Source organism: Phenylobacterium sp. NIBR 498073 (assembly GCF_027286305.1).
In the GTDB taxonomy this organism is placed as follows: Bacteria; Pseudomonadota; Alphaproteobacteria; order Caulobacterales; family Caulobacteraceae; genus Phenylobacterium.
Genome location: NZ_CP114599.1, coordinates 2,081,239 through 2,106,461, shown reverse-complemented (window position 1 = coordinate 2,106,461; position 25,223 = coordinate 2,081,239). Strand labels below are relative to the sequence as shown.

Annotated in this window: 27 protein-coding genes; 10 read left to right on the top strand and 17 right to left on the bottom strand. The window is 68.2% G+C overall.

Annotated features, from left to right (window positions below; all coding sequences use genetic code 11):
* Positions 1-29 precede the first annotated feature (29 nt).
* The 5 genes from ada to O4N75_RS10530 all read left to right on the top strand — a co-directional run bounded on the left by ada (position 30) and on the right by O4N75_RS10530 (position 4,449).
* Positions 30-1,085, top strand: coding sequence for a bifunctional DNA-binding transcriptional regulator/O6-methylguanine-DNA methyltransferase Ada (gene ada, locus O4N75_RS10550; protein ID WP_269629297.1), 1,056 nt, complete (start codon positions 30-32; stop codon positions 1,083-1,085).
* Entirely contained in the window at positions 1,082-1,813 is a 732-nt protein-coding gene (locus O4N75_RS10545; RefSeq protein ID WP_269629296.1) for a 2OG-Fe(II) oxygenase, read from the top strand. Before ada ends, O4N75_RS10545 begins: the two co-directional genes overlap by 4 nt.
* Positions 1,814-1,829: 16 nt before the next feature.
* Complete coding sequence (locus O4N75_RS10540) at positions 1,830-2,300, top strand: DUF1203 domain-containing protein (protein WP_269629295.1); 471 nt, start codon at positions 1,830-1,832, stop codon at positions 2,298-2,300.
* 64 nt (positions 2,301-2,364) lie between these two features.
* Positions 2,365-3,582: a dipeptidase gene (locus tag O4N75_RS10535; RefSeq protein ID WP_269629294.1), complete on the top strand. Its 1,218-nt coding sequence runs from the start codon at positions 2,365-2,367 to the stop codon at positions 3,580-3,582.
* 63 nt (positions 3,583-3,645) lie between these two features.
* Complete coding sequence (locus tag O4N75_RS10530; protein WP_269629293.1) at positions 3,646-4,449, top strand: enoyl-CoA hydratase-related protein; 804 nt, start codon at positions 3,646-3,648, stop codon at positions 4,447-4,449.
* A gap of 4 nt (positions 4,450-4,453) precedes the next feature.
* On the opposite strand, the gene O4N75_RS10525 is transcribed toward O4N75_RS10530, so the two are convergent.
* Entirely contained in the window at positions 4,454-4,819 is a 366-nt protein-coding gene (locus O4N75_RS10525) for a BlaI/MecI/CopY family transcriptional regulator (RefSeq protein ID WP_269629357.1), read from the bottom strand.
* Positions 4,819-5,274 carry a MotA/TolQ/ExbB proton channel family protein gene (locus O4N75_RS10520; protein WP_269629292.1) on the bottom strand — a complete coding sequence of 152 codons (456 nt, stop codon included), beginning with the start codon at positions 5,272-5,274 and terminating at the stop codon, positions 4,819-4,821. Before O4N75_RS10520 ends, O4N75_RS10525 begins: the two co-directional genes overlap by 1 nt.
* Before the next feature lie 252 nt (positions 5,275-5,526).
* Here O4N75_RS10520 and uvrA point away from each other — a divergent pair, with 252 nt between their 5' ends.
* Complete coding sequence (uvrA, locus tag O4N75_RS10515; RefSeq protein WP_269629291.1) at positions 5,527-8,424, top strand: excinuclease ABC subunit UvrA; 2,898 nt, start codon at positions 5,527-5,529, stop codon at positions 8,422-8,424.
* On the opposite strand, the gene O4N75_RS10510 is transcribed toward uvrA, so the two are convergent.
* Positions 8,421-8,966 carry a methylated-DNA--[protein]-cysteine S-methyltransferase gene (locus tag O4N75_RS10510; RefSeq protein WP_269629290.1) on the bottom strand — a complete coding sequence of 182 codons (546 nt, stop codon included), beginning with the start codon at positions 8,964-8,966 and terminating at the stop codon, positions 8,421-8,423. The genes uvrA and O4N75_RS10510 overlap by 4 nt on opposite strands.
* Positions 8,967-9,114: 148 nt before the next feature.
* Here O4N75_RS10510 and O4N75_RS10505 point away from each other — a divergent pair, with 148 nt between their 5' ends.
* A complete protein-coding gene (locus tag O4N75_RS10505; protein ID WP_269629289.1) occupies positions 9,115-9,726 on the top strand; it encodes a glutathione S-transferase family protein in 612 nt (203 codons plus the stop codon).
* Here the strand turns inward: O4N75_RS10505 and O4N75_RS10500 are convergent.
* Positions 9,723-10,610, bottom strand: coding sequence for a hypothetical protein (locus tag O4N75_RS10500; protein WP_269629288.1), 888 nt, complete (start codon positions 10,608-10,610; stop codon positions 9,723-9,725). The two genes, O4N75_RS10505 and O4N75_RS10500, sit on opposite strands and share 4 nt — an antisense overlap.
* Before the next feature lie 129 nt (positions 10,611-10,739).
* On the opposite strand from O4N75_RS10500, the gene trmFO reads away from it, so the two are divergent.
* Entirely contained in the window at positions 10,740-12,146 is a 1,407-nt protein-coding gene (trmFO, locus tag O4N75_RS10495; RefSeq protein WP_269629287.1) for a methylenetetrahydrofolate--tRNA-(uracil(54)-C(5))-methyltransferase (FADH(2)-oxidizing) TrmFO, read from the top strand.
* Here the strand turns inward: trmFO and O4N75_RS10490 are convergent, their stop codons facing one another.
* The 6 genes from O4N75_RS10490 to yajC form a co-directional block, all read right to left on the bottom strand.
* Entirely contained in the window at positions 12,147-12,839 is a 693-nt protein-coding gene (locus O4N75_RS10490) for a squalene/phytoene synthase family protein (RefSeq protein ID WP_269629286.1), read from the bottom strand.
* A gap of 62 nt (positions 12,840-12,901) precedes the next feature.
* Positions 12,902-13,507, bottom strand: a complete 606-nt coding sequence (locus O4N75_RS10485; RefSeq protein WP_269629285.1) for a urate hydroxylase PuuD — start codon at positions 13,505-13,507, stop codon at positions 12,902-12,904.
* 72 nt (positions 13,508-13,579) lie between these two features.
* Positions 13,580-13,939 (bottom strand): Mth938-like domain-containing protein, encoded by a 360-nt coding sequence (locus tag O4N75_RS10480; RefSeq protein WP_269629284.1) that lies wholly within the window; start codon positions 13,937-13,939, stop codon positions 13,580-13,582.
* A 7-nt stretch (positions 13,940-13,946) separates the two neighbouring features.
* Positions 13,947-14,885, bottom strand: coding sequence for a protein translocase subunit SecF (secF, locus tag O4N75_RS10475; RefSeq protein ID WP_269629283.1), 939 nt, complete (start codon positions 14,883-14,885; stop codon positions 13,947-13,949).
* Positions 14,886-14,896: 11 nt separating this feature from the next.
* Positions 14,897-16,498, bottom strand: a complete 1,602-nt coding sequence (secD, locus tag O4N75_RS10470) for a protein translocase subunit SecD (protein ID WP_269629282.1) — start codon at positions 16,496-16,498, stop codon at positions 14,897-14,899.
* Positions 16,499-16,513: 15 nt separating this feature from the next.
* The gene (gene yajC / locus O4N75_RS10465) at positions 16,514-16,864 is read right to left on the bottom strand and encodes a preprotein translocase subunit YajC (protein ID WP_267229736.1); all 351 of its coding nucleotides are present in this window, start codon (positions 16,862-16,864) and stop codon (positions 16,514-16,516) included.
* Positions 16,865-16,980: 116 nt separating this feature from the next.
* Here yajC and O4N75_RS10460 point away from each other — a divergent pair, with 116 nt between their 5' ends.
* Positions 16,981-17,820: an ATP-binding protein gene (locus O4N75_RS10460; protein WP_269629281.1), complete on the top strand. Its 840-nt coding sequence runs from the start codon at positions 16,981-16,983 to the stop codon at positions 17,818-17,820.
* Between the two features lie 129 nt (positions 17,821-17,949).
* On the opposite strand, the gene O4N75_RS10455 is transcribed toward O4N75_RS10460, so the two are convergent.
* From O4N75_RS10455 to serS, 4 genes are all read right to left on the bottom strand, one after another.
* Positions 17,950-19,776, bottom strand: a complete 1,827-nt coding sequence (locus O4N75_RS10455) for a LysM peptidoglycan-binding domain-containing protein (protein WP_269629280.1) — start codon at positions 19,774-19,776, stop codon at positions 17,950-17,952.
* A gap of 94 nt (positions 19,777-19,870) precedes the next feature.
* Positions 19,871-20,539 (bottom strand): protein-L-isoaspartate(D-aspartate) O-methyltransferase, encoded by a 669-nt coding sequence (locus tag O4N75_RS10450; RefSeq protein ID WP_267229738.1) that lies wholly within the window; start codon positions 20,537-20,539, stop codon positions 19,871-19,873.
* A gap of 7 nt (positions 20,540-20,546) precedes the next feature.
* Positions 20,547-21,326, bottom strand: a complete 780-nt coding sequence (surE, locus tag O4N75_RS10445; RefSeq protein WP_269629279.1) for a 5'/3'-nucleotidase SurE — start codon at positions 21,324-21,326, stop codon at positions 20,547-20,549.
* Entirely contained in the window at positions 21,323-22,651 is a 1,329-nt protein-coding gene (gene serS / locus O4N75_RS10440; RefSeq protein WP_269629278.1) for a serine--tRNA ligase, read from the bottom strand. The genes surE and serS overlap by 4 nt, the downstream gene beginning before the upstream one ends.
* A 147-nt stretch (positions 22,652-22,798) precedes the next feature.
* On the opposite strand from serS, the gene O4N75_RS10435 reads away from it, so the two are divergent.
* Positions 22,799-23,488, top strand: a complete 690-nt coding sequence (locus O4N75_RS10435) for a hypothetical protein (RefSeq protein WP_269629277.1) — start codon at positions 22,799-22,801, stop codon at positions 23,486-23,488.
* On the opposite strand, the gene tatC is transcribed toward O4N75_RS10435, so the two are convergent.
* The 3 genes from tatC to O4N75_RS10420 all read right to left on the bottom strand — a co-directional run bounded on the left by tatC (position 23,485) and on the right by O4N75_RS10420 (position 25,212).
* A complete protein-coding gene (gene tatC, locus O4N75_RS10430) occupies positions 23,485-24,426 on the bottom strand; it encodes a twin-arginine translocase subunit TatC (RefSeq protein ID WP_269629276.1) in 942 nt (313 codons plus the stop codon). The genes O4N75_RS10435 and tatC overlap by 4 nt on opposite strands.
* Positions 24,423-24,929: a Sec-independent protein translocase protein TatB gene (tatB, locus tag O4N75_RS10425; protein WP_269629275.1), complete on the bottom strand. Its 507-nt coding sequence runs from the start codon at positions 24,927-24,929 to the stop codon at positions 24,423-24,425. The genes tatC and tatB overlap by 4 nt, the downstream gene beginning before the upstream one ends.
* 76 nt (positions 24,930-25,005) lie before the next feature.
* A complete protein-coding gene (locus tag O4N75_RS10420; protein WP_183769598.1) occupies positions 25,006-25,212 on the bottom strand; it encodes a twin-arginine translocase TatA/TatE family subunit in 207 nt (68 codons plus the stop codon).
* Positions 25,213-25,223 lie beyond the last annotated feature (11 nt).

Sequence of the window (25,223 nt, the reverse complement as noted above, 5' to 3'; positions counted from 1 at the left end):
TCGCTCACCAGATCGATGGAGCATTTGAGATGCAGATCGCATTCGAGACCGATAGCGCCCGCCGGGCCGCGCTGGCCGCCCGCGACGCCGCCGCCGACGGCGCGTTCTTCTATTCCGTGCGCACGACCGGGGTGTACTGCCGCCCCTCCTGCGCGGCGCGGCCGGCGCGGCCCGAGAACGTCGCCTTCCACGCCACCACGGCCGAGGCCGAGGCCGCGGGCTTTCGCCCCTGCAAGCGCTGCAAGCCTGACCAGGCGCCGCTGGCGCAGCGCAACGCCGCCGCGGTCGCCGCCGCGTGCCGGCTGATCGAGGCCGCCGAGGAGGCGCCCGGGCTCGAGGTCCTGGCCGCGGAGGCGCGCATGAGCCCGTTCCACTTCCACCGGATCTTCAAATCGGTCACCGGCCTGACGCCCAAGGCCTATGCCGACGCCCGCCGCGCCGAGCGGGTCCGCCAGACGCTGGGGGAAGCCGGCACCATCACCGAGGCGATCTACGACGCCGGCTTCAACTCGGGCGGCCGCTTCTACGAGCAGTCGGAAAGGGTTCTGGGCATGACCCCGACCCGCTTCCGGGCCGGCGGCGAGGCCCAGCAGATCCGCTTTGCGGTCGGCGAGTGCTCGCTGGGCTCGATTCTGGTGGCGACGACCGACAAGGGCGTCTGCGCCATCCTGTTCGGCGACGATCCAGACCGCCTGGTCCGCGACCTGCAGGACCGCTTCGACAAGGCCGAGCTTATCGGCGGCGACGCGGCGTTCGAGGCCCTGGTCGCCCAGGTCGTCGGCTTCGTCGAGCAGCCGCGGCTCGGCCTCGACCTGCCGCTCGACGTGCGCGGCACGGCGTTCCAGCAGCGAGTCTGGCAGGCGCTGCGGGAAATCCCGGCCGGCCAGACCGCCAGCTACGCCCAGGTCGCCGAGCAGATCGGCAAGCCTTCGGCGGTGCGCGCGGTGGCCCAGGCCTGCGCCGCCAACGCCCTGGCCGTGGCGATCCCGTGTCACCGGGTGGTGCGCAACGACGGGGCGCTGTCGGGCTATCGCTGGGGCGTCGAGCGCAAGCGCGCCCTGCTGGACCGCGAGGCCGCGGCATGAGCGCCGCGGTCCTCCAGCCGGCAGCCGGAGAAGGACGCCTGGCGTCCTTCGACTGGCGCCAAGTCGAAAGCGAACTGGACGCCCAGGGCAACGCCCTGCTGCCGGGCCTGCTGACGCCCGAGGAATGCGCCGCGATCGCCGGCCTCTATCCCCGCGAGGACGGCTTCCGCAGTCGGGTGGTGATGAGCCGGCACGGCTTCGGTCGCGGCGAGTACAAGTACTTCGCCTATCCCCTGCCCGCCCTGATCGGCGGCCTGCGGACCCGGCTCTATCCGCGCCTGGTTCCAATCGCCAACCGCTGGAACGAGGCCATGGGAATCGCCGTGCGCTATCCGGCCGAGCACGCGGCGTTCCTGGAGCGGTGCCACGAGGCCGGGCAGCAGAGGCCGACGCCGCTGCTGCTGCAGTACGGGCCTGGCGACTACAACTGCCTGCACCAGGACCTTTACGGCGAGCACGTGTTTCCGCTGCAGGTCGCGGTGCTGCTGTCGGAGCCCGGCCGCGACTTCACCGGCGGCGAGTTCGTGCTGACCGAACAGCGGCCGCGCATGCAGTCGCGGGCCGAGGTCGCGCCGCTGCGCCAGGGCGACGGCCTGATCTTCGCCGTCCACCATCGCCCGGTGCGCGGAACCCGCGGCAGCTACCGGGTCACCATGCGCCACGGCGTCAGCCAGCTGCACAGCGGCCAACGCCACACCCTGGGCGTCATCTTCCACGACGCCGCCTGAACCTCGGGAGCTAGTCATGTCCTTCAGGATCACCGGCCTGCCGGTCGATGAGTTTCGCCCGTTGTTCGGCCTCGGCGACGCCGAGCTCGCCGCCCTAGGCGCCGTCCGCTACACGGCCACGACGCCGATCGGCTTCCCCTGCCGCATCACCCTGCGCGACGCCGCCGTGGGTCAGACCCTGCTGCTGCTGAACTACCAGCACCAGAGCGCCGACACGCCCTATCGTTCCTCGCACGCCATCTTCGTGAGCGAAGCCGCCCAGGAGACCGCGGTGGCGGTCGACTCCCTGCCCCAATGCCTGGCGGTTCGGCCGCAAATCTCGCTTCGGGCGTTCGACGCCGCCGGCATGATGACCGCCGCCGAGCTTTCCCCGGGTGCGGATCTGGCGGCGGTGATCGAAAGACTGCTCGCCGATCCGCAGGTCGCCTACCTGCATGCCCATAATGCAGGCCGCGGCTGCTTCGCCGCGCGGATCGACCGCAACTGAGGCTTGCGCAGACTCTCCGGAATGCTGAAGGTTCGCGCCATTCAAGTTTCGGGGAGTGGCGTTCGTGTTCAAGTTTGGTCTTCCGCTCGCGGTTCTGCTCGCCAGCGCCTCGCCGGTCCTGGCTCAGGCTCCCAAGGTGAAGCCGGAGACCCGGATTCTGCACGAGAACCTGATCGTGCTAGACACCCACTTCGACACCCCGGCGAACGAGGCGAACCCCAGCTTCGACATCCGCGCCCGCAACAAGGTCGAGGACGGCAGCCAGGTCGACTATCCGCGCATGGTCGACGGCGGCGTCGACGGCGGTTTCTTCGTGGTGTTCACCCCGCAGGGCGCCAACACCAAGGAGGGCAATATCGCCGCGCGCGACCATGCCCTGCTGCGGACCATGGTGATCCACGAGATGGTCGCCAAGAACCACGACATCTTCGCCCTGGCCACCAAGGCCGACGAGGCCGAGACCATCAGCCAGAGCGGCAAGCGCTTCGTCTACATCAGCATGGAGAACGGCTCGCCGGTCGCCGGCGACCTGACGCTGATGAAGACCTTATACGACATGGGCGTGCGGATGATGTCGCCCGTCCACTTCGCCAACAACGACCTGGCCGACAGCGCCACCGACCCCAAGGGCCCGATCCACGGCGGCCTGTCGCCGCTCGGCAAGCAGTTCGTCGCCGAGGCCAACCGCCTGGGGATCCTGCTCGACGCCAGCCACGCCTCCGACTTGGTGCTGGACCAGATGCTCGACCTGTCGAAGGCGCCGATCATCCTGTCGCACTCCGGCGCCAAGGCGATCTACAACCACCCGCGCAACGTTCCCGACGACCTGCTGCGCAAGCTGGCGGCCAAGGGCGGCGTCATCCAGATCAACGCCTTCTCCGGCTACATGAAGGACATGCCGGAGATCCCGGAGCGCAAGGCGGCGCTGGCCGAACTGTTCAAGACCTATGGCTCGCCGCGCGACATCCCGGCCGACAAGCGCGAGGCCTATCGCGCCGCCCGCAACGCCATCGAGGCCAAGCACCCGATCGCGCGGGCCAACATGGACGACCTGATGAAGCACATCCAGCACGCGGCCCAGGTCGCCGGTAAGGCCCATGTCGGCGTCTCCGGCGACTTCGACGGCGGCGGCGGCATCGAGGGCTTCGACGACATCACCTACTTCCCGGCCCTGACCGAACGGCTGGTCGCGGCCGGATGGAGCAAGGAAGACCTGGCCGGCTTCTGGGGCGGCAACGCCCTGCGGGTGCTCCGGCAGGCCGACGAGCTGAAGGCGAAATAGCCGCCGCTTGCCTGACGCGGCGGCGGCGGGCGCAGGCTCCTTCGAAACCTCGGAGGGCCTGCGATGTACGAACACCTCGACCTGCGCCAGGACGGCGACGTCGTCTGGGCCACGATGAACCGGCCCGAGCGGCTGAACGCCCTGAACCGCAAGCTGGTCGAGGAGCTGCGCGACTTCTTCGTCGGGCTCTACTGGCGGCGCGACGTGCGGGTGGTGGTGCTGTGCGGGGCCGGCGGGGCGTTCTGCGCCGGGCTGGACCTCAAGGAGCGCAACACCGCCGCGCCGGGCGGACGCTCGGTCGGCGCCAGCCTGACCGGCCAGCGGCAGATCAGCGAGATCGTCATCGCCATGCGCCGCTGCCCGCAGCCGATCATCGCCTGCGTCGACGGCGCCGCCAGCGGCGGCGGCTTCGCGCTTGCCCTGGCTTCGGACGTGCGGATCGCCACGCCGACGACCCGCATGAACGCCGCCTTCATCCGCATCGGACTCTCGGCTTGCGACATCGGGGTCAGCTATTTCCTGCCGCGGATGGTCGGCTCGTCGGTGGCGGCGGAATACATGCTGACCGGCCGCTTCATCGACGCCGAGCGCGCCTATCAGCTGGGCCTGGTCAGCCGGGTCGTCGCGCCGGACGCCATCACGGCCGAGGCGCAGAGCTTCGCCGCCGACATGCTGCATGCCACGCCGCTGGGCCTGCGCCTGACCAAAGAGGCGCTGAACCACGCCATCGACGCCCAAGGCCTGGAGGCGACCATCGCCATGGAAGACCGCAACCAGATCCTCGCCAGCCTGGATGGCGATTTCGGCGAGGGCGTCGCCGCCTTCCTGGAAAAGCGCCCGCCGCGCTACGAGCGGCGGGAGAGCTAGCGGGCTACTCGCGGTCCAGCTCGTCCAGCAGCCGGCGCAGGCGCGCCTTCTCCTCGTCCGACAGCGCCCGGCGGCGGGCGAAGTGCGCGACCATCGGGGCCAGCTCGCCGCCGAACAACCGGTCGAGCAGGCCCTGGCTTTCGGCGGTCACGTACTCGTCGCGGGCCACCAGCGGCGCGTACAGGGTGCGGCCGTCCGCGCGCCGCGAGGCGATCGCCCCCTTCTTCAGCAGCCGGTTGACCAGGGTCTTGACCGTCGCCTCCCCCCAGCCCTGGGCGGGGGCCACCGCCCGGACCAGTTCGTCCGGGCTCAGCGGCTCGCCGGCCCACAGCGCCTCCATCACGTGGCGCTCGGCCTCGGTGATGGCGATCACGCCGCGAGCCGGCGCAGGCGCGCGTCCAGGTCCTGGTGGCAGATCACCGCCAGGGTCGCCGCCGCCAGCCCGAGGGTGACCTGCGCCATGATCTCGGCGAACCCCGGCGCCATGATCGCCAGCGACGGCGTCGGACGGACGTTGGCCAGGCCGATGAAGCTCGCCAGCAGAGTGTAGGAGGCGCCGGACAGGCCAAGCAGCAGCGCCCCGACCCACATGCCCTTGAGATAACGCAGACCGGCGACCGAGCGGCTCGGCTGGGCCGATAGCGACCTCCCGATGCCCAGGGCCCAGAGCACGACCGCAGCCGCCGCCATGAGCATCAGGATCAGCATGACGCCCTGGTTCAGGCGCGAGGCGTCGAGAAACACCTGCGCGAAGTTCAGCCGTTCGAACTCCGGCACGATGACGGGGCTCATGGGGTCCGGTTGCGGGATGACCGTCGTCTGCATCGCTTCCTCCGATTTACACTTGTAGTTCACCAATGGATTACACGCGTAAATCGGACCGTCAAGGGCGCCGGCTCGTAGGCCTGCTGACAACGCTGCTGACAGGTTTGTGCAAGCGATGGGCTAGAACCTGCCGGTGATATCGCCGCAGCGGGTTTGTTCCCCCAATGTTCCCGTGTTATCGGTGAGTCTCGGAACTACATTGGACGGGAGCCGCCGAGGGCATCGGCGGCTGCAAGCGTTTTCCGGAAAAGCATGGCCGAACAGCTTAATTTCATCCGCGTTCGCGGCGCCCGCGAGCACAATCTGAAGGACGTCAGCGTCGATATTCCGCGCGGCGAACTCGTGGTGCTGACCGGCCTGTCCGGCTCGGGCAAGAGCTCGCTGGCGTTCGACACGATCTACGCCGAGGGCCAGCGCCGCTATGTCGAGAGCCTTTCGGCCTATGCGCGCCAGTTCCTCGAACTGATGAGCAAGCCGGACGTCGACCTGATCGAGGGCCTGTCGCCGGCCATCTCGATCGAGCAGAAGACCACCAGCCGCAACCCGCGCTCGACGGTCGGCACGGTGACCGAAATCCACGACTACATGCGCCTGCTGTGGGCGCGGGTCGGGGTTCCCTACTCGCCCGCGACCGGCCTGCCGATCGAAAGCCAGACCGTCAGCCAGATGGTCGACAAGCTGACCGCCCTGCCCGACGGCGAGCGGATCTATCTGCTGGCGCCGGTGGTGCGCGGCCGCAAGGGCGAATACCGCAAGGAGATCGCCGAGTGGCAGAAGGCCGGCTTCCAGCGGCTGAAGATCGACGGTGAGTTCTATCCGATCGAGGACGCCCCGGCGCTCGACAAGAAGTTCAAGCACGACATCGACGTGGTCGTGGACCGGCTGGTCACCAAGGCCGGCCTGGAGAGCCGCTACGCCGACAGCCTGGAGACCGCGCTGCGGCTGGCCGAGGGCATCGCCACCGCCGAGTGGGCCGACAAAGCCGAGGGCGAGGACGAACCGCGCCGGCTGATCTTCTCGGAGAAGTTCGCCTGCCCGGTCTCCGGCTTCACGATCAGCGAGATCGAGCCGCGGCTGTTCTCATTCAACAATCCCTACGGCGCCTGTCCGGTCTGCGACGGCCTGGGGGCCAAGCTCGCCTTCGACGCCGACATGGTGGTGCCGGACAAGGACAAGACCCTGCACAAGGGCGCGATCGCGCCGTGGGCGAAGGGGCCTTCGCCGCTCTACACCCAGACCCTGCAGGCGCTGGCCGCGCACTACGGCTTCTCGATGGACATGCCGTGGTGGAAGCTGCCCGAGGGCGCCAAGCTGGTGGTGCTGTACGGATCGGGCAGCGAGAAGATCAAGTTCGTCTATGACGACAACGCCCGGAAGTACGAGGTCAACAAGACCTTCGAAGGCGTGCTGCCGAACCTTGAGCGCCGCTGGCGGGAGACGGATTCGTCCTGGGTGCGCGAGGAACTGGGCCGCTACCAGTCCGAGACGCCCTGCGAGGCCTGCGAAGGTTACCGCCTGAAGCCCGAAGCCCTGGCCGTAAAGATCGACGGCAAGCACATCGGCGAGATCAGCCGGCTCTCGATCAAGCATGCCGGCGAGTGGTTCACCGACCTCGACAACCATCTGACCGACAAGCAGATGGAGATCGCCCGGCGGATCCTGAAGGAAATCAACGACCGCCTGCGGTTCCTGGTCAATGTCGGGCTCGACTACCTGAACATGAGCCGCGCCTCGGGCACGCTGTCGGGCGGCGAGAGCCAGCGCATCCGGCTCGCCAGCCAGATCGGCTCGGGCCTGACCGGCGTGCTCTACGTGCTGGACGAGCCGTCGATCGGCCTGCACCAGCGCGACAACACCCGGTTGCTGGAAAGCCTCAAGGGCCTGCGCGACCTCGGCAATTCGGTGCTGGTGGTCGAACATGACGAGGAGGCGATCATGACCGCCGACTACGTCATCGACATGGGCCCGGCCGCCGGCGTCCATGGCGGCGAGGTCGTGGCCGAGGGCACGCCCCAGCAGGTCATGGACAATCCCAAGAGCATCACCGGCCAGTACCTGTCCGGCGCCCGTGAGATCGAGATCCCCGAGGACCGCCGGCCGATCTCGAAGAAGAAGGTGCTGCGCGTCGTCGGGGCCACCGGCAACAACCTGAAGAACGTGACGGCCGAGATCCCGGTCGGCACCTTCACCTGCATCACCGGCGTCTCCGGCGGCGGCAAGTCGACCTTCACCATCGAGACCCTGTACAAGGCGGCCGCCCGGCGGCTGCACAACGCCTCGGACGCCCCAGCCCCGCACGCCAAGATCGAGGGCCTGGAGAACTTCGACAAGGTCATCGACATCGACCAGTCGCCGATCGGGCGCACGCCGCGCTCGAACCCGGCGACCTATACCGGCGCTTTCCAGCCGATCCGCGACTGGTTCGCCGGCCTGCCTGAGGCCAAGGCTCGCGGCTATGGTCCTGGCCGGTTCAGCTTCAACGTCAAGGGCGGCCGTTGCGAGGCCTGCCAGGGCGACGGGCTGATCAAGATCGAGATGCACTTCCTGCCCGACGTCTACGTCACCTGCGACGTCTGCCACGGCAAGCGCTACAACCGCGAGACGCTCGAGGTGCTGTTCAAGGGCAAGTCGATCTCCGACGTGCTGGACATGACCGTCGAGGAGGCCGCCGACTTCTTCAAGGCCGTGCCGCCGGTGCGCGACAAGATGGAGACGCTGAAGCGCGTCGGCCTAGGCTATGTCCAAGTCGGGCAGTCGGCGACGACGCTGTCGGGCGGCGAGGCCCAGCGGGTGAAGCTCAGCAAGGAGCTGTCGCGGCGGGCCACCGGCAAGACGCTGTACATCCTCGACGAGCCGACGACCGGCCTGCACTTCGAGGACGTCAAGAAGCTGCTCGAGGTGCTGCACGAGCTGGCCGACCAGGGCAACACCATGGTGGTCATCGAACACAACCTCGATGTCGTGAAGACCGCCGACTGGATCGTCGACTTCGGCCCAGAGGGCGGCGACGGCGGCGGCGAGATCGTGGCCCAAGGCTCCCCGGAACAGGTCGCCGCCAGCCCCAAGAGCTGGACCGGCCGCTACCTGGCCGAGATCCTCGAAAAGCACGACAAGCGCCGCAACGAGCGGCGGGCCAAGCTTCGGGCTTAGCGGCCGCCGAACAGCGGCAGGGTGTCGGGGGCCAGCGCGCCTTCGATCTCCAGCATCCGCAGCTTGGTGTCGGCCCCGCCGGGGGCCGAGAAGCCGCCCTTGCGGCCGCCCGCCGCCAGGATGCGATGGCACGGCACCACGATCGGCCAGGGATTGGCGCCTAGCGCCTGGCCCACGGCGCGCGACAGGCTGACGTCGCCGAGCCGGCGGGCGATGTCGCCATAGGTCAAGGTCTGTCCGGGCGGGATGGCGCGGGCGATGGCGTAGACCTGGGCCGCCAGCGGCGCGACGTGGCCGTCGTCGAGCGCCACTTCCAGCAGGTCGCGCTTGTCGCCGCGCAGCAGCGCCTGCATGCCGGCGATCGCCTCGGCGACGGCGGCGGGCGGCGCCCCCTCCTCCGCCCCCGGATGGCGGCGCGTCATCCGCGCACGCGGATCGCCGCCCTCGCTGAGCGGCAGCATGACGCCCGTGAGCCCCTGCGCGTTCCATGCGACGCCGCAGAGGCCGATGGCGGTGTCGAACAGGGCGAAACCCTCGATCATGCCGTGATCCTAGCACCGCTGGGCACCGCGCGCTGGCGGCTTTCGGCCCCACACATGACGGCTCCTGACGCTACGGAACGGCGCTTGCATTCAAACGCGCGTTCGAAATAACCTCGTTCCATACTTAAGAACATTAGGAAGCGATCCAATGAAACTTTACGGCGCGCCGATGCCGGCGCCGAACCCCCGCCGCGTCCGCATCTTCCTGGCCGAGAAAGGCCTCGACCTGCCCGAGACGCCGGTGGACATGAGGAAGCGTGAGCACAAGTCGGCCGAGTTCCGAGCCAAGAACTCGATGGGCCAGCTGCCGGCGCTCGAACTGGACGACGGCACCTGCATCGCCGAGACCGTCGCCATCTGCCGCTACTTCGAGGAGACCCACCCCGAGCCGCCGATGTTCGGCCGCACCGCCGTCGAGAAGGCGCTGGTCGACCAGTGGATCCGCCGCGTCGAGTTCGCGGTGATGATGCCGGTGGGCAACTTCTGGCGCCACGCGCACCCGTTCACCGCGGCGCTGCTGACCCAGTTCAAGGACTTCGGCGAGTCCAACAAGGAAACCTATCGCGGGGCGCAGAAGTACGTCGACCGCGAGCTGGAGGGCCGCGAGTTCCTGGTCGGCGACAGCTACACCATGGCCGACATCTGCCTGCTCTCGACCGTCGACTTCGCCGAGTGGATCGGCCTGCCGGTCGAGGACGAGTTCACCAACCTGAAGGCCTGGCGCGAGCGCGTGAAGGCCCGGCCGAGCGCCGACGCCTAGGCGTCGGCCGCCTTGGTGAGCCCCCGATACGCCACGGCGGCGGGGGCGATCACCACGGCGTAATAGATCGCCGTCAACCAGCCCGAGACCACCAGGTAAAGCACCGTGGTCAGGGTGAAGTATGACTGCACGGAGGTGCTGTCGGGACTGAACATCCGGCCGGCCGCCTGCAGGTCGCCGCCCTTGGCGATCGCCACCGCGGCCGCAAAGATCACCAGCACCAGCAGCGACATGGCGATGATGCCGCAGATCGCCAGGACGTAGGCGCCGGCCAGCTTCCAGAACTGGCCCTTGGTCAGCCGCCAGGAATCGAAGATCGCCAGCCGATGCTCGGCGAAGGTGATCGCCGGCGCCAGCGACAGCCGCACGGCGGTGTAGAACAGGACGCCGAGGATGAAGAACTCGATGACCACGCCCATCAACGCGCCCGCGCCCTGCCCGGCCAGCAACATCACCAGGCCGGCGACGATTCCCGCCGCCAGGACCGCGCCGATCAACGCCCCGAGCACCAGGACGAAGTAGACCAAGGACAAGAGGATGAGCCGGACCTCGTCCATGCTGAATTTCAGATAGGCGAAACCGCGATCTTCCGGACGCAGGGTGACGCGATAGACCGCCGCGGCCATCAGGCACTGGAATAGCAGCCCCATGATCATCATCGGAAACAGCACGGCGAGCATCTCACCCAGCGCAGCGGCATCGGGCGTGTCGGCGGGGCCGGCCTCGAGCAGGGCGCTGGCCTCGCGCCCGACAGTGGTCAGGTAGATCGCGCTACAGATGCTGACCAGGAAGCACAGCGTCGCCCAGACGAGAACCGTCCTCGGGCGTTCGCGCGTCAGTCGGAAACCCTCGAAAGCGGCGTCAGTCGCCGAAAACGCGCTCATCTCAATCCTCTGGCCAAGCCGTCGCTAATAACGAGTCGGCCGCTGTTTGGCTGCGGATTCTGGTGGGCGGGTTCAACCTTCGCAAGGCCCCGCTCGCGAAGTGTTACGATCGTTGCTAGTTAGTCACGCATGTCGATCCAACCAGTTCATATCGTCGGCGGGGGCCTGGCCGGTTCCGAAGCCGCTTGGCAAGTCGCTGAGGCCGGAGTTCCGGTCGTCCTGCATGAGATGCGTCCGGTCCGGAAGACCGACGCGCACCAGACCGACGGCCTGGCCGAGTTGGTCTGCTCCAACTCGTTCCGCGCCGACGACTGGACCGGCAACGCCGTCGGGCTGCTGCACGCCGAGATGCGCAAACTCGGCTCGATCATCATGAGCTGCGGCGACGCCAACCAGGTGCCGGCCGGCGGCGCCCTGGCCGTCGACCGCGACGGCTTCTCGCAGGCGGTCACCGCGCGCCTCGAAGCCCACCCGCTGGTCACCATCGAACGCGAAGAAGTCGCCGGCCTGCCGCCGGCCGAGTGGGACAACGTGATCGTCTCTACCGGACCGCTCACCTCGCCGGCGCTGTCCGAGGCGATCCTGCAGCTGACCGGCGAAGGCGAGCTGGCGTTCTTCGACGCCATCGCCCCGATCGTGAACTTCGACTCGATCGACATGGACGTCTGCTGGCGCCAGTCGCGCTACGACAAGGCCGGCCCGGCCGGCGACACCGCCGCCTACATCAACTGCCCGATGGACAAGGCGCAGTACGAGGCGTTCATCGACGCCCTGCTGGCTGGTCCGAAGTCCGAGTTCAAGGACTGGGAGAACGTTCCCTACTTCGACGGCTGCCTGCCGATCGAGGTGATGGCCGAGCGCGGCCGCGAGACCCTGCGTCACGGCCCGATGAAACCGGTCGGCCTGACCAACGCCCACAATCCCGAGGTTAAGGCCTACGCCATCGTCCAGCTGCGCCAGGACAACGCGCTCGGCACGCTGTGGAACATGGTCGGGTTCCAGACCAAGCTGAAGCACGGCGCCCAGACCGAAATCTTCCGCACTATTCCGGGGCTGGAAAAGGCGGTGTTCGCGCGGCTCGGCGGCCTGCATCGCAACACCTTCCTGAACAGCCCCAAGCTGCTGGACGCCCAGCTGCGGATGAAGACCCAGCCGCGGCTGCGCTTCGCCGGGCAGGTGACCGGGGTCGAGGGCTATGTCGAGAGCGCCGCCGTCGGCCTGCTGGCCGGCCGCTTCGCCGCCGCCGAGCGCCTGGGCCGGCCGATCGCGCCGCCGCCGGCCACCACGGCCCTGGGGGCCCTGATCGGCCACATCACCGGCGGCCACATCGACGCGGGCAAGGGCTCGTTCCAGCCGATGAACATCAACTACGGCCTGCTGCCGCCGCTAGACGCGGCCGGCCCGAAGCGGCGCGAAGACGGCAGCCGCATCGGCGCCAAGGAGCGCGGCCGCAACAAGAAGCTGGCGATGGGCGAACGCGCCCTGGCCGACCTCGACGCCTGGGTCGCCGGCGCGCCGGCGCTGGCGGCGGAGTAGCTAGAGCCGACCGCGGGCGCTGGCCCAGAACAGCCGCAGGCGGGCTTCCAGATCGGAGGCTCGCCGTCCCCGCGCCCTGACCCGCGCCAGGGTCGCATGGGCGACGGCCGGGAATGCGGCCACCGACATCCCCTGCCCGGCCGCCAGCGCCTCGGCCAGCGCCGCCTGGGCGGCCTCGCCTTCCATGCCGGCGGTGCCCATCAGCATGCCGATCGCCCAGGCCTCGCCCGCGCGCTCGGCCCGGTCCAGGTCGGCCTGCGGGTCGAGGATCAGCGCGACGGCGCGAGCCGCCCCGCCCGCCGATCCCCGGGCCCATTCGAGCGCGTCGGCCAGGTTCATCGGCGCGGGATCGAGTTCGCGGTAGCGGGCGTCGATCATCGCCTCCAGCGGGCCGCGCGGCAGGCCGTGGCGGCCGATGGCCGCGGCCAGCGCCTGGGCGGTCGGGTGCTGGCGCACGGACCGCCCCTCGAACACCTCGTCCAGCACCTCGCGCCACCAGGTCAGGCGGATCTCGCCCATCAGGGCGTTGGACGCGACCTTGGGCGCGCGGGCCAGTTCATAGTCGAAGGCGTAGACGGCCATGGCGTCCGCACGGGCGGCGGGGTCGGCGATGAAGCGGCTGGACAGCCAGCGTTCAGGGTCGAGGCGGCGGGCCTGGTCGTCGAGGTCGGCGGCGGGTTGGGTTTCGGACATCACACACAAGCAAAAGGCCCGCCGGGTGGGGCGGGCCTTCCGATCCTAGACGTGTTCGGGGATTAGCCGAAGATAGTCTGGTTCATGGTCATGGTGACCAGCATCGGCAACGACAGCAGCGTGTTGGTGCGCGAGAACAGCATGGCCACCTTGCCGGCCTTGGCCTTGGCGTCGGCGTCGCCGTCAACGAGGCCCAGGGCGATCTTCTGGTTCGGCCAGATGAAGACCCAGACGTTGAAGAACATGATCGTCGCCAGCCACATGCCGACGCCGATGAAGGTGTGCTGCGGCACCGAGAAGCCGTCCAGGGCGCCCAGGGTAAAGGCCTGGAACAGGTAGCCGCGGTTGAAAGCGAGGATCACGCCCATGATCCAGGTGGCCAGCGCTGCATAGCGGAACCAGAACAGCGCCTCGGGCGCGATGTACTTGGAGACGGCAGGCTTCAGCTCGGCCGGGATGTCCGGCATTTTCCGGATCTGGACAAAGTTGAAGTAGTACAGCAGGCCGATCCAGAGGATCCCGAAGAAGGTGTGCAGCCAGCGGAACACCGCCTGCCAGAAGATCGAGTCAGCCGAGCCGTAATGGCTCATGTAACCAACGACCATGATCACGGCGAGCAGGAAGCTCACGATCATGGTGTTGCGGAAATTGGACAGCAGTCCCTGCATTGTCGATGCCCCTTTTGTTTCCAGCCCTAAGGACCGGATATAGGGCGCTTCGCAGCAGGCGAAAAGCCAAGCTTAAACCGCGATGAGCGCGGCCGCGAGCTTGCGGCCTTCGGCCGTCAGGATGTTGTAGAGCCGGCAGGCGGCCGGGGTGTCCATGAATTCGAGGCCGATGCCGGCCCGCTGCAGGGCCTCGCGCACGGCGCGCGGCGGCAGGGCGTTGTGCATCCCCGCCCCCAGCAGCACGAACTCCACCTCGCCGCGGCCGGCGGCGATGATCTCGGCGAAGTGGTCGGGCGACAGCTCGCCCATCGTGCGGACGGGCCAGGCCCTGGCCTCGTCGCGCACGATTAGCAGGGAGCCCTCGTGGCGGCCGGTGGAGAGGCGGAAGCCGCCGTCTCCGTAGGCGTCGATCTGGGGGGCGTCCCGGGCCATGGCGCGCCTAGCGGGCGGCCATGGGCTTGAGCGGCTCGGCCGGCTCGTCGCCGCGCTTCACGCCCCAGAGCAGGATGATCGGCAGGGCCACGTAGATCGACGAGTAGGTGCCGACGACGACGCCGAACACCATGGTCACGACCAGCGGCAGCAGCACCGGGCCGCCGAAGAACACTGCGCCCGACAGGGCCAGGATCGCCGTGGAGCCGGTGATCAGGGTCCGCGACAGACGCTCGTTCTCGGACTTGTTGATGATGTCGGCCAGCGGCGCGGTCTTGTACTTGCGCAGGTTCTCGCGAAGACGGTCGAAGGTGATGACCTTTTCGTTCATCGAGTAGCCGATGACGGTCAGCAGCGCCGCGATCGAGGTCATCGAGAACTCGAGATGGGTCAGCGACAGCATGCCCATCGTCAGCAGCACGTCGTGGAACACGCCCACCACGGCGCCGAGGCCGAACTGCAGCTGGAAACGGAACCAGATGTAGAGCAGCATCAGCAGCACCGCGACGCCCAGGGCCATGAAGCCGCCGGTCATCAGCTCGCCCGAAACCTTCGGCCCCACGACCTCCACCTTCTTGAAGGTGATGCCCGGGAAAGCCTTGGTCAGCTCGGTCTTGATCGCTTCAGCGCCGTCGACGGGATTGACGCCCTCGGCGGTCCGGAAGCGCAGCATCGCGCTGTTGGGCGAGCCCATCTGCTGGACCTGGGCGTCTTCGCCGCCGACCCGCATCATGGTCTGACGCAGCTTGCCGATGTCGGCCGGCCCCGGGGTCTGCACCTCGATCATCGACCCGCCGATGAAGTCGATGCCCAGGTTCAGGCCCTTGGTGAAGAACGACACGCCCGAGAGCGCGATGAGGATCGCCGAAAAGATCGCCGCATAGGGCGCCAGGCGCACGAAGTTGAAGTGGAACTCGCGCGGAAGGAGACGGATCAGAGGCCACATGTTCTCGAATCCTAGACGATCGGCAGCGCCTTCGGCCGGGTGGCGCGGAACCACAGACCGATAAGCACTTGAGTGATGACGACGGCGGTGAACACCGAGGTGATGACCCCGATGAGCAGCGTCCAGGCGAAGCCGCGGATCGGGCCGGAGCCGAACTGGAACATGATCAGCGCGGAAATGGCGCTGGTGATGTTGGCGTCCATGATCGAGACCAGGGCCAGGGAATAGCCGTGCTCCAGGGCCGCGATCGGCGACCTGCCGGCGTGGGCCTCGTCCCGTATCCGTTCATAGATCAGCACGTTGGCGTCGACCGCGACCGCCAGGGTCAGGATGAGGCCGGCGATGCCCGGGAAGGTCAGCGTCGCCTGAGTGAACGACATGATCCCCAAGATCAGCAGCACGTTGACGATCAGAGCGATCGCCGAGAACACGCCGAACAGGCCGTAGGCCAGGATGATGAAGACGATGATCGCCACGCCGCCGATGGCCAGCGAGATGATCCCCGCCTTCACGGCGTCAGCCCCGAGCTCGGCGCCGACCGTCGATTGCTGCTCGACCTTCAGCGGCGCCGGCAGGGCGCCGGCGCGCAGCAGGATCGCCAGGTCGTTGGCGCTCTGCGGCGTGAAGCTGCCGCTGATCTGGCCGTTGCCGCCGGTGATGGCGCTCTGGATCACCGGAGCGGAGATCACCTTGCCGTCGAGGACGATGGCGAAACGCTTGCCGAGGTTCTGGGACGTCGCATCGGCGAAGCGGCGCGCGCCCTGGCCGTTGAAGCGGAACGACACGACGGGCTGGCCGCTTTGCTGGTCGAACTGCTGCTGGGCGTCGGTCAGCATCTCGCCGGTCACCAGCGCGCGCTTCTTCAGAATGTACGACTGCGAGAATCCGTCGTCGGCCGGATAGACCTGGGAGCCCGGCGGCACCCGGCCGGCGGCCATGTCTTCCGGCGTGACGCTGTCGTCGACCATTTGGAAGGTCAGCTTGGCGGTCTGGCCGATGACGTCGCGCAGGCGTTGCGGATCGCTTTCGCCCGGCGCCTGGACGACGATCCGGTTGACGCCCTGACGGACGATGGTCGGTTCCTTGGTGCCCAGTTCGTCGATCCGGCGGCGCAGGATTTCGATCGACTGGTCGACCGCGCGGCCGGCCTCGGCGTTCATCGCGTCCTGAGACAGCGACAGGACGATGCGCCCGCCGCCGGCCGAGGACACCGAAATGCCGCTGCCGCCCGGCGTCGCGGCGCTGGCCGCGGCCACAGTGCTGCGCAGCTTGTTGACCGCTGTGTTCGCCTGGGCCGGATCGTTGATCAGGACGCTGACCTGATCATTGACCAGGCGCAGCTCGGCGAACTGGATATTGGCCTCGCGCAGCTGGGTGCGCACGTCTTCCAGCAGGTTGGTGAGACGCTCCTGCTTGAGCGCGGCGGTGTCTACCTCCAGCAGGAGGTGCGAGCCCCCCTGCAGGTCCAGGCCGAGATTGAGGGTCTGCTTGGGCATGAAGCCCGGCAGGCTGTCGCGCACATCGGCGGGCAGCACGTTCGGCAAGGTGAACACCACGCCGAAGATCGCCGCGAAAACCACGGCGATCACCTTCCAGCGCGAGAGATTGATCATGTGTAAGTCGAGCCCTTAGGCCTTGGAATCATTGGCGGGGGCCGGCTCGCCGCGCACCCGGACCTCGGCGATCATGCCCTTCACCACCTTGACGGTGACGCCTTGGGCGATTTCGAGGCCGATTTCCTTGTCCTCGACCCGGACCACCTTGCCGACCACGCCCGAGTTCAGCACGACGGTGTCGTTGCGCTTCAGGTTGGTGATCATCTGCTGGTGCTGCTTCATCCGGCGCTGCTGCGGCCGGATCATCAGGAAGTAGAAGAGAACGACCAGGCCGACCAGCGGCAGGAACTGGATCAGCAGATCCTGCGGGCCGCCCGTAGGGGCGCCGGCGGCGGTCTGGGCGAAGGCGGGCGTGGCGAACATGGCGCTCCGAAGCTCAATAATCGGGCGCGTTGCGGCCCGGTTTTTCAGGTCGGCGGAAGCTATGCGCTGCGTCTTCGTTTTGCAATGGAAGCGCCGTGCGGCTAAGCACCTTCGCTATGGAAGACGCGTTGAAGCCTGTTCTCGTCCGCATCGCCGAAGCCCTTGAACGACTGGCCCCGGCGGCCAATGTAGCGCCCTCGTTCGACGGCGCGCGCCTGTTCCGCCACGATCCCGTGACCGGAGCGTTCCATCCCGCGCCGGACTATCCGCTGCCGCTCGAATCCCTGCTGGGCATCGAACGGCAGAAAGACCGGTTCCTGGAAAACCTGCAGCGCTTCGCCAAGGGCCTGCCGAGCAACCACGTCCTGCTGTGGGGCGTGCGCGGGACCGGCAAGAGCTCGATCTCCAAGGCCGCGTTCATGCAGGTCTCGCAGGACGCGCCCGACCTCAAGCTGGTCGAGGTCGATCGCGATCAGGTCACCGAGCTGCCGTCGCTGTTCGACGAGCTGCGCGGCCGGGCCGAACGCTTCGTGGTGCTGTGCGACGATCTCTCGTTCGAGGAGGGCGCGGCCGCCGCCAAGGCGCTGAAATCGGCGCTGGAAGGTGGCGTCTCGGGTCCGCCGAGCAACGTGCTGTTCGTGGCGACCTCCAACCGCCGCCACCTGATGCCGCGGACCAACACCGAAGACCGCGGCTTGGTCGCCTCGGCCGAGGACGCCGAGGAAGAGGTCAGCGTCTCCGACCGCTTCGGCCTGTGGATCGGCTTCCCGCCGATGGATCAGGCGACCTATCTGGCGGCGATCAACGCTTATGCCGAACGCTACGGGCTGACCGATCCGGAACTCGACCGCCGGGCCCTGCAGTGGGCGCAGCTGCGCGGCTCGCGCTCCGGCCGGGTCGCCTATCAGTTCATCCGCGACCTGGCCGGCGAGCAGGGCAAGCACCTGCCGCTGTAAGGCGACTTCCCCTCCCCTCGTTCATGAGGAGGTTGGCGCGGCGCAACCCGCCATGCGGGTGGGGTTCTCGACGCCTGCCCCACCCTGATCGCTTCGCGATCTGTCCCTCCCCATAAAGGGGAGGGAAATTTACTTCGGCAGCACCAGCTTGGGATCGATCGGGCGGGCGCGTTCCTGCGGCGTCGGGGCGTAGCGCACCTCGAAGTGCAGCTGCGGCTCTGAGACGCCGCCGGTCGAGCCGACCTGGCCGACCTGCTGCCCCTGCACGACCTTCTGCTGCATCTTCACGTCGACGCGCGCCAGGTGACCATAGGCGGTGACCCAGCCGTCCGTGTGCTTGATCAGCACGAGATTGCCGAAGCCCGGCACCTGGTCGCCGGCATAGACGACGTCGCCGGCTGCGGCGGCGCGGACCGTCTCGCCCTGCGACGCGCGGATGTTGACGCCGTCGTTGCGCTGGCCGGTGCCCTTGGGCCCGTAGTCCGAAACGATGTCGCCGCGAACCGGCCAGACGAAACGGCCGCGCCCGAAGCTGGAAATCTGCGCGTCGGTCGGCGTGCCGCTGGTCGGGGCCGGAGAACTCGGCGTCGGGGCCGGGGTCGAAGGCTTCGGCGGCGGCGGCGCAGGACGCACCGGCGCAGGCGGCGTCGGCGTGGTGGTCGCCGGCGGTTGGTACGGCGTCGACGGCGTAGTCGTCGCAGGCGGCGTGTAGGGCGGCGGCGGGGCCGGAGTCGGAGCCGGCGCCGGTCGCGGCGCGGCGACCTCCTCTCGGATCGGCCCCCGATCGCGATAGCCCGAAGGCAGGATCACCTGCCGGCCGGCCTTGATCGCGGCGCCGACGCGCAGGCCGTTGGCCTCGGCCAGCGCCTTCTGAGTGACGCCGAAGCGGCGAGCGATCAGGGCCATGGTGTCGCCCTGCCCCGCCACATAGGCCTTGGCCTTGGTCGCCGGGCCCTTGAGCACCTGACCCGGCTGCAGCGCATAGGGCGCCTTCAGCTTGTTGTCGTCAGCCAGATCCTTGCGGGTGGTGTCGAGGCTGCGGGCGATGGCGTCGAGATTGTCGCCCTTCTTGACCGTATAGGTCTTCGGCTTGCCGACGGTGTCCACCACCTTGCCGGTGACGCGCATGCGCACCGTGGTCGCCGGCTCGTCGACGACGGACGGCGGCGTCGCGGGCGGCGTGACCCGCGGCGGGGTGTAGGGCGGCGTATAGGGCGGGGTCGCGTCGGGCGGCGGCGGCTCATAGCCGCTGGATGCCACCGGGACTTGGGTGCGGACGACGGTCGGGCCCTTGTCCTTGTAGCCGTCCGGCAGGATCAGCCGCTGGCCGGGCGACAGCGGCGCGTCGATGTCGCGCTCGTTGGCCTCGGCGATCGCCGCGGCGGTGACGCTGAAGCGGCGGGCGATCGCAAACAGGGTGTCCCCGGATTCGACCACATAGGCCTTGCTGTTGGCCGTGCGCGGGCCCTTCAGCACCTGGCCGGGCCGCAGGGCGTAGGGCGCCTTGAGATCGTTGTCCTCGGCGAGCTGCTTGCGGTCGGTGCCGAGCGTGCGGGCGATGGCGTCGAGATTGTCGCCCTTCTTGACCGTATAGTCCTTGGCCGGGCCGGCGGTGTCGACCACCCGGCCGGCGACCGTCGTACGGGTCACGGTCTGCATGACCGGAGGCGCCGGCGGCAGGGCCTGGGTCGTTGGCGGCGGCGAGGTCGGCGCAGGCGGCAGCGGACGAGCCGGCTGAATGCTGGGCAGCGGCGTGGACGAGACCGGCGGCGTGGGCCGCGCCTCGGGCGCCGGCTCGGACGGACGCACGACAGGCGGCGGCGCGGGCGGCGGCTGACTCGGCGCGGGATTGGGCCTGGTCGGGAAGTTCGGGCGCACGGGCTCGACCGTGGTGCAGGCGGTCAGCGCCGTGCCGGCCAGAAGGAACAAAACCGTACGCGAGAGAGAAAGCGTCATCGCCGCTCCGGAGAACATTGGATCGGAATCAGTCGAGGCGTCAGGGTTAATGATGGGTTACGGCCGACGCCCAGGCCACCCAATTAGTCGTACCTCACGGCTCCTTGGCGACGCCGTCGAGCAGAGGAACGAAGCGGACGTCGGTCATGTGTTCGGCCCGGAAGCCGCCCGCCCCGTCGCCGAGATAACGGATCAGCTTTTGCACCGGCCCCCTGCCCACAGGCGCGACCAGAATGCCGGAGGGCTTCAGTTGCGAAAGCAGGGCCTTGGGCTCATCCGGCGCCGCCGCTGTGACCAAAATGCGGTCAAAAGGCGCCTGCTCGGGCCAGCCCCGCCCGCCGTCGCCGAAACGGGTGACGATGTTGGTCAGGCCCAGTTGCTTAAATCGAGCCTCGGCCTCGCCCAGCAGGGTGCGGTAGCGCTCGACCGTGTAGACCAGCCGCGAAATCTTGGAGAGGATGGTGGTCTGGTAGCCCGAGCCGGTGCCGATCTCGAGCACCCGCGAACGTGGCTCGACCTGAAGCGCCTGGCTCATCAGGCCGACGATGAACGGTTGGCTGATCGTCTGGCCGCAGGCGATCGGCAGGGCCGAATCCTCGAAAGCCCTTTCCTTGAAAAGGTCCGGGGTGAACAGCTCGCGCGGGGTCGATTCGAGCGCCGCCAGCACGGCCGGGTCGCTGACGCCCTGGGCGCGCAGCGACAGCACCAGTCGTGCGAGTTGGACGTCCCGCCCCTCTTCGCCGTTGTCGTCTTGCTTGCCCATATCCGCCTCAAGCCTTCGGCGGCGCGCCCCCGAGCACGCCCTTCAGGCGAAAGACGGTTTCGGCGTGAGTCAGGTCGATATGCAAGGGGGTGACGGAAATCTTACCGTCGTAGATGGCCCGAAGGTCGGTGCCGTCAGCCGGCTGCGACATTTCGTGGCGGAAGCCCATCCAGTAGTAGTCGCGGTTGCGCAGGTCGGTGCGCTTCTCGGCGTGACGCACGGCCACGTCGCGGAAGGTCTGGCGGGTGACCTCGACCTCGGTGATGTCGTCGGGCGCCCGCGAGGGGAAGTTGACGTTCATCACTACGTCCTTGGGCCAGCCGATCTCGACCAGCCGCTTGACGATGCCGGGGCCGAAACGCTCGGCCGGGGCGAACATGTCCTGGCCGTCGACCAGCGGCCAGCCGGTCTGCGACAGGGCGATCGACGGGATGCCCATGGCCATGCCCTCGATGGCGCCGGCGACGGTGCCCGACAGCGTCACGTCCTCGGCCAGGTTGGCGCCGCGGTTGACGCCCGACAGCACCAGGTCGGGCGTCAGGCCGCCCATCAGCTCAGTGACCGCCAGCATCACGCAGTCGGTCGGCGTGCCGGTGGTGGCGAAGCGGCGGTCGTCCAGCTTCCGCACCCGCACCGGATCGGCCAGGGTCAGGGCGCGGCTGGCGCCCGACTGTTCGTACTCGGGCGCGCAGATCCAGACGTCGTCGGTCAGGGCCCGGGCGATGTTCTCCAGAGCGACGAGGCCTTCAGCATGGATGCCGTCGTCGTTGGTCAGGAGGATTCTCATTCGCCACCGATATGCGTCAGGCCCGGAAGATAGCGGTGCAGCGCCTGCGGAATCGCAATGCGGCCCTTCTCGTCCTGATAGTTCTCCATCACCGCGACAAGCGTGCGACCGACGGCCAGCCCCGAGCCGTTCAGGCTGTGGACGAAGCGAGCGCCCTTCTCGCCGGCCTTCTTGGTCCGCGCGTCCATCCGCCGGGCCTGGAAGTCGCCGCAGTTCGAGCAGGAGCTGATTTCGCGATAGCGCCCCTCGGAGGGGAGCCAGACCTCGAGGTCGTAGGTCTTACGCGCGCCGAAGCCCATGTCGCCGGTGCAGAGCAGCATGGTGCGGAACGGCAGTTCCAGCGCCTTCAGCACCGCCTCGGCGCAGCCGACCATTCGCTCGTGCTCCTCCTCGGACTTGTCCGGGGCGGTGATCGAGACCAGCTCGACCTTGTAGAACTGGTGCTGGCGGATCATGCCGCGGGTGTCGCGGCCGGAGGCGCCGGCCTCGGCGCGGAAGCTGGGCGTCAGGGCCGTGAAGCGAAGCGGCAACTCCTCCTCGGCGACGATCTGCTCGCGCACCAGATTGGTCAGCGAGACCTCTGCCGTCGGGATCAGCCAGCGGGCGTCGGTTTCGTCCAGCCGGTCGAGGTCCAGCGTCTGGGCCGCCTGGGCGCCCGGGAAGGCCACGAATTGGTCGTCGGCGAACTTGGGCAGCTGGCCGGTCCCGAACATCGCCTTGGTGCGAACCATCAGCGGCGGCGAGACCTCGGTGTAGCCGTGCTCCAGCGTCTGCATGTCGAGCATGAACTGGCCGATGGCCCGCTCCAGCCGGGCGAGCTGCCCGCGCAGCACCGTGAAGCGCGCGCCGCTCATGCGAGCGGCCGCCTCGAAGTCCATGAGGTCCAGGCCTTCGCCCAGATCGACGTGATCCTTCGGAGCGGCGATGGTGTTCGGCTCGCCCCAGCGACGGACCTCGACATTGTCGTGCTCGTCCGCCCCCTCCGGGACCTCCGGCATCGGCAAATTCGGCAGCGAGGCCAAGAGGTTCTGAAGCTCGGCGGAGACCGCGCGCTCGACCTCGGCCTGCTCGGCCAGCACGCCCTTGACCTGCTCGACCTCGGCCATCAGGCGCTGGGCCTCGGCTTCGTCCTTCTTCGCCTTGGCCTGGCCGATCAGCTTGGAGGCTTCGTTGCGGCGGCTCTGGGCGGTCTCAAGGGCCAGCTTGGCGGCGCGCAGCCTGGCGTCCAGTTCGATCGCCTGGGCGGCGGCGCCGGAACGGCCCTTCGCAGCCCACGCTTTCTCGTAAAGCTCCGGGGTTTCGCGAATGGCTCGAATATCGTGCATGGGTCCGCCGCAGGTGGGAGTGAGCGGACTTCTCTAGAGCGCGTTGATAGGGGCGCCAAGGGCAAGCGCCGGGCGTCTCGACGACCTTTCCCCGTCATTGCTAAGCTCGACCGCCTGACAATGGTTGTGTCTGGCATGGAGCGATCGATGAACTGGCGGATCAGGACGGCGGCGTTGGCCGCCGTGGGCGCGATGCTGACGAGCGCGGCCGCGGCCGCAGCGCCGAGCGAGCGGTTCGTGACCTTCAACGTCATGGGCGACGACATCCGCACGCCGATCCCAGACGGTCTGTGCGAAGTCCGCGATCGGTACGTCGCCTTGGCGCAGATGCTGGCTGCGGGCGACGAACAGAACCTCACCTTCATGACCCTGTACGACTGCGCAGCGATGGATCGAGGCGAGAGTTCCGCCAACTACATCCTGATCAAGGCGCCCAGGACCAGCCTGCGCGTGAGGGTCGAACGCCCGGAACTGCTTGAGATGATGGGCGCGATTCCCCCATCAGAGCTGGCGGCCGTCCTTGACGGGGACACGATCGACGCCAGCGCCAACAAGAGCCTCAACGAGGTGCTGGGGCTGGAGGGGGAAATCAAAAGCAACATCCAGCCGGTCGATCGCGACCCATCCGGATACTATCTCGCCGGCGTGCTGAAGATGCAGGTGGGCGAGCAGGCCCACACGTCCGTCGTGGCGGTCGCGATCACGTCGATCAAGGGGCACGTCCTGAGCTACAACGTCTACAATGACGGCGACAAACCTGCGGACATCGCCGCGGTGCTGAACCGCGCCAGGACAGGCCTCAGCGGCTGGATCGCGGCCAATCCGACAGCGCCCTAGACCACCGCCACGTCCGTGCCGGCCTCGTCCTCTTCGCGCTTGCGGCGGATCTCGATCAGCTTCACGCACCAGATCGAGATCTCGTAGAGCAGGATGATCGGCACGGCGAGCATGGTCTGGCTGATCGGATCTGGCGGAGTGACCACGGCGGCGACCACGAAGACGCCAACGATGGCGTAGCGGCGGCCGCTCGACAGCGCCTTGGACGAGATCAGACCGGCCATGCCGAGCAGGGTCAGCACCACCGGCAGCTGGAAGCAGAGACCGAAGGCCAGCAGCAGGGTGGTCACCAGGCTCAGATAGTCCGAGACCTTGGGCAACAGCTCGACCGTCACCCCGGCGTCGCCGACGATCTGCTGGGACAGAGAGAACCACAGCACGAACGGCAGGATCACGTAGTAGACCAGCGCCGCGCCCATCAGGAACAGGCTCGGCGAAGCCACCAGGAACGGCAGGAACGCCTTGCGCTCGCGCTTGTAGAGGCCCGGCGCAACGAAGCCGTAGATCTGCCAGGCGAGCACCGGGAAGGTCAGCACCACCGCGCCGAAGCCGGCCAGCTTCAGCTTGGTGAAGAAGAATTCGAGCGGGGCGGTGAAGACCAGCTTCAGCTTCTCGGCGCCGGCCGCATCGGGCACCTCGCGCGCGCCGATCAGGGCCAGGAACAGGTCCTTGGTCCCGGACAGGAACTTCAGGATGTCGAAGCCGCCTGCCTGCTGGGCGTGCGCCGCCTGCTCGGCCGCCAGCAGCTGGGCGGCGATCGCGAACGGATGCAGCAGGAACATGTAGATCTGCTTGGAGAAGCCGAAGCAGATGGCGAACCCGATCGCCATCGCCAGCACGCAGACGATCAGGCGCGAACGCAGCTCGACCAGATGGTCCAACAGCGGCGCACGCGAGGCCTCTATCTCGGCCTCGTCATGGTCATAGGGGCTGCTCACGCCTTGGCTCCGGCCTTGGATTTGGCGGCGGCCTTCGGTTTCGCGGCCTTCGGCTTGGCGTCGGTCTCCGCCTTCGGCTTCGCCGTCCGGCGGGCGCGCGGCTTGGCTTCCTCGACGATGGGCGCGGGCTCAGGCGCCGCCGGCTCCGGAGCCGGCGGCTCGTAACTCTGGCTCGCCGAGGGCGGGAACCGCACGTCCGAGCCCTGCAGGCTGTCGCCGATCTCCTTAAAGACCTGGTCGACCTGAGCCTTGGAGGCGTCGGCCGCGGCCGTGTCGGCCAGCTGGCCGCGGCGCATCGCCTCGACTTCCTTGCGCAGCTCGTCCAGCTCGGACTGGCGCGCCATCTCGTCGAAACTGGCGCGGAACTCGTTGGCCATGCCGCGGATCTTGGCCGTGAACTGGCCAAGCTTGCGCAGCATCACGGGCAGGTCCTTAGGGCCTACGACGATCAGAGCGACCGCCGCGATCACCAGGAGTTCAAGCCCGCCGATTTCGGGAAGCATTCGTAAGGCAGCCTAGACGTAAGAGCCCGCGCCGATCGGAACCGGCGCGGACGAATCTTCGATGAGACGGGCGCGGCTAGCCGCGCGCTTCGTCCTTTTCCCGCTCGGTGTTCGGCAGCGGTTTGCTTTCCGCGGAGGTCGGCTCGTCCTTCAGGCCGTCACGGAAGGCGCGGATGCCCTTGGCGGCGTCGCCCATGATGCCCGAAAGCTTGCCGCGGCCGCCGAACAGCAGCGCCACGACGACCAGAACGATCAGCCAGTGCCAAATCGAAAATGAGCCCATCAGGCCAAACT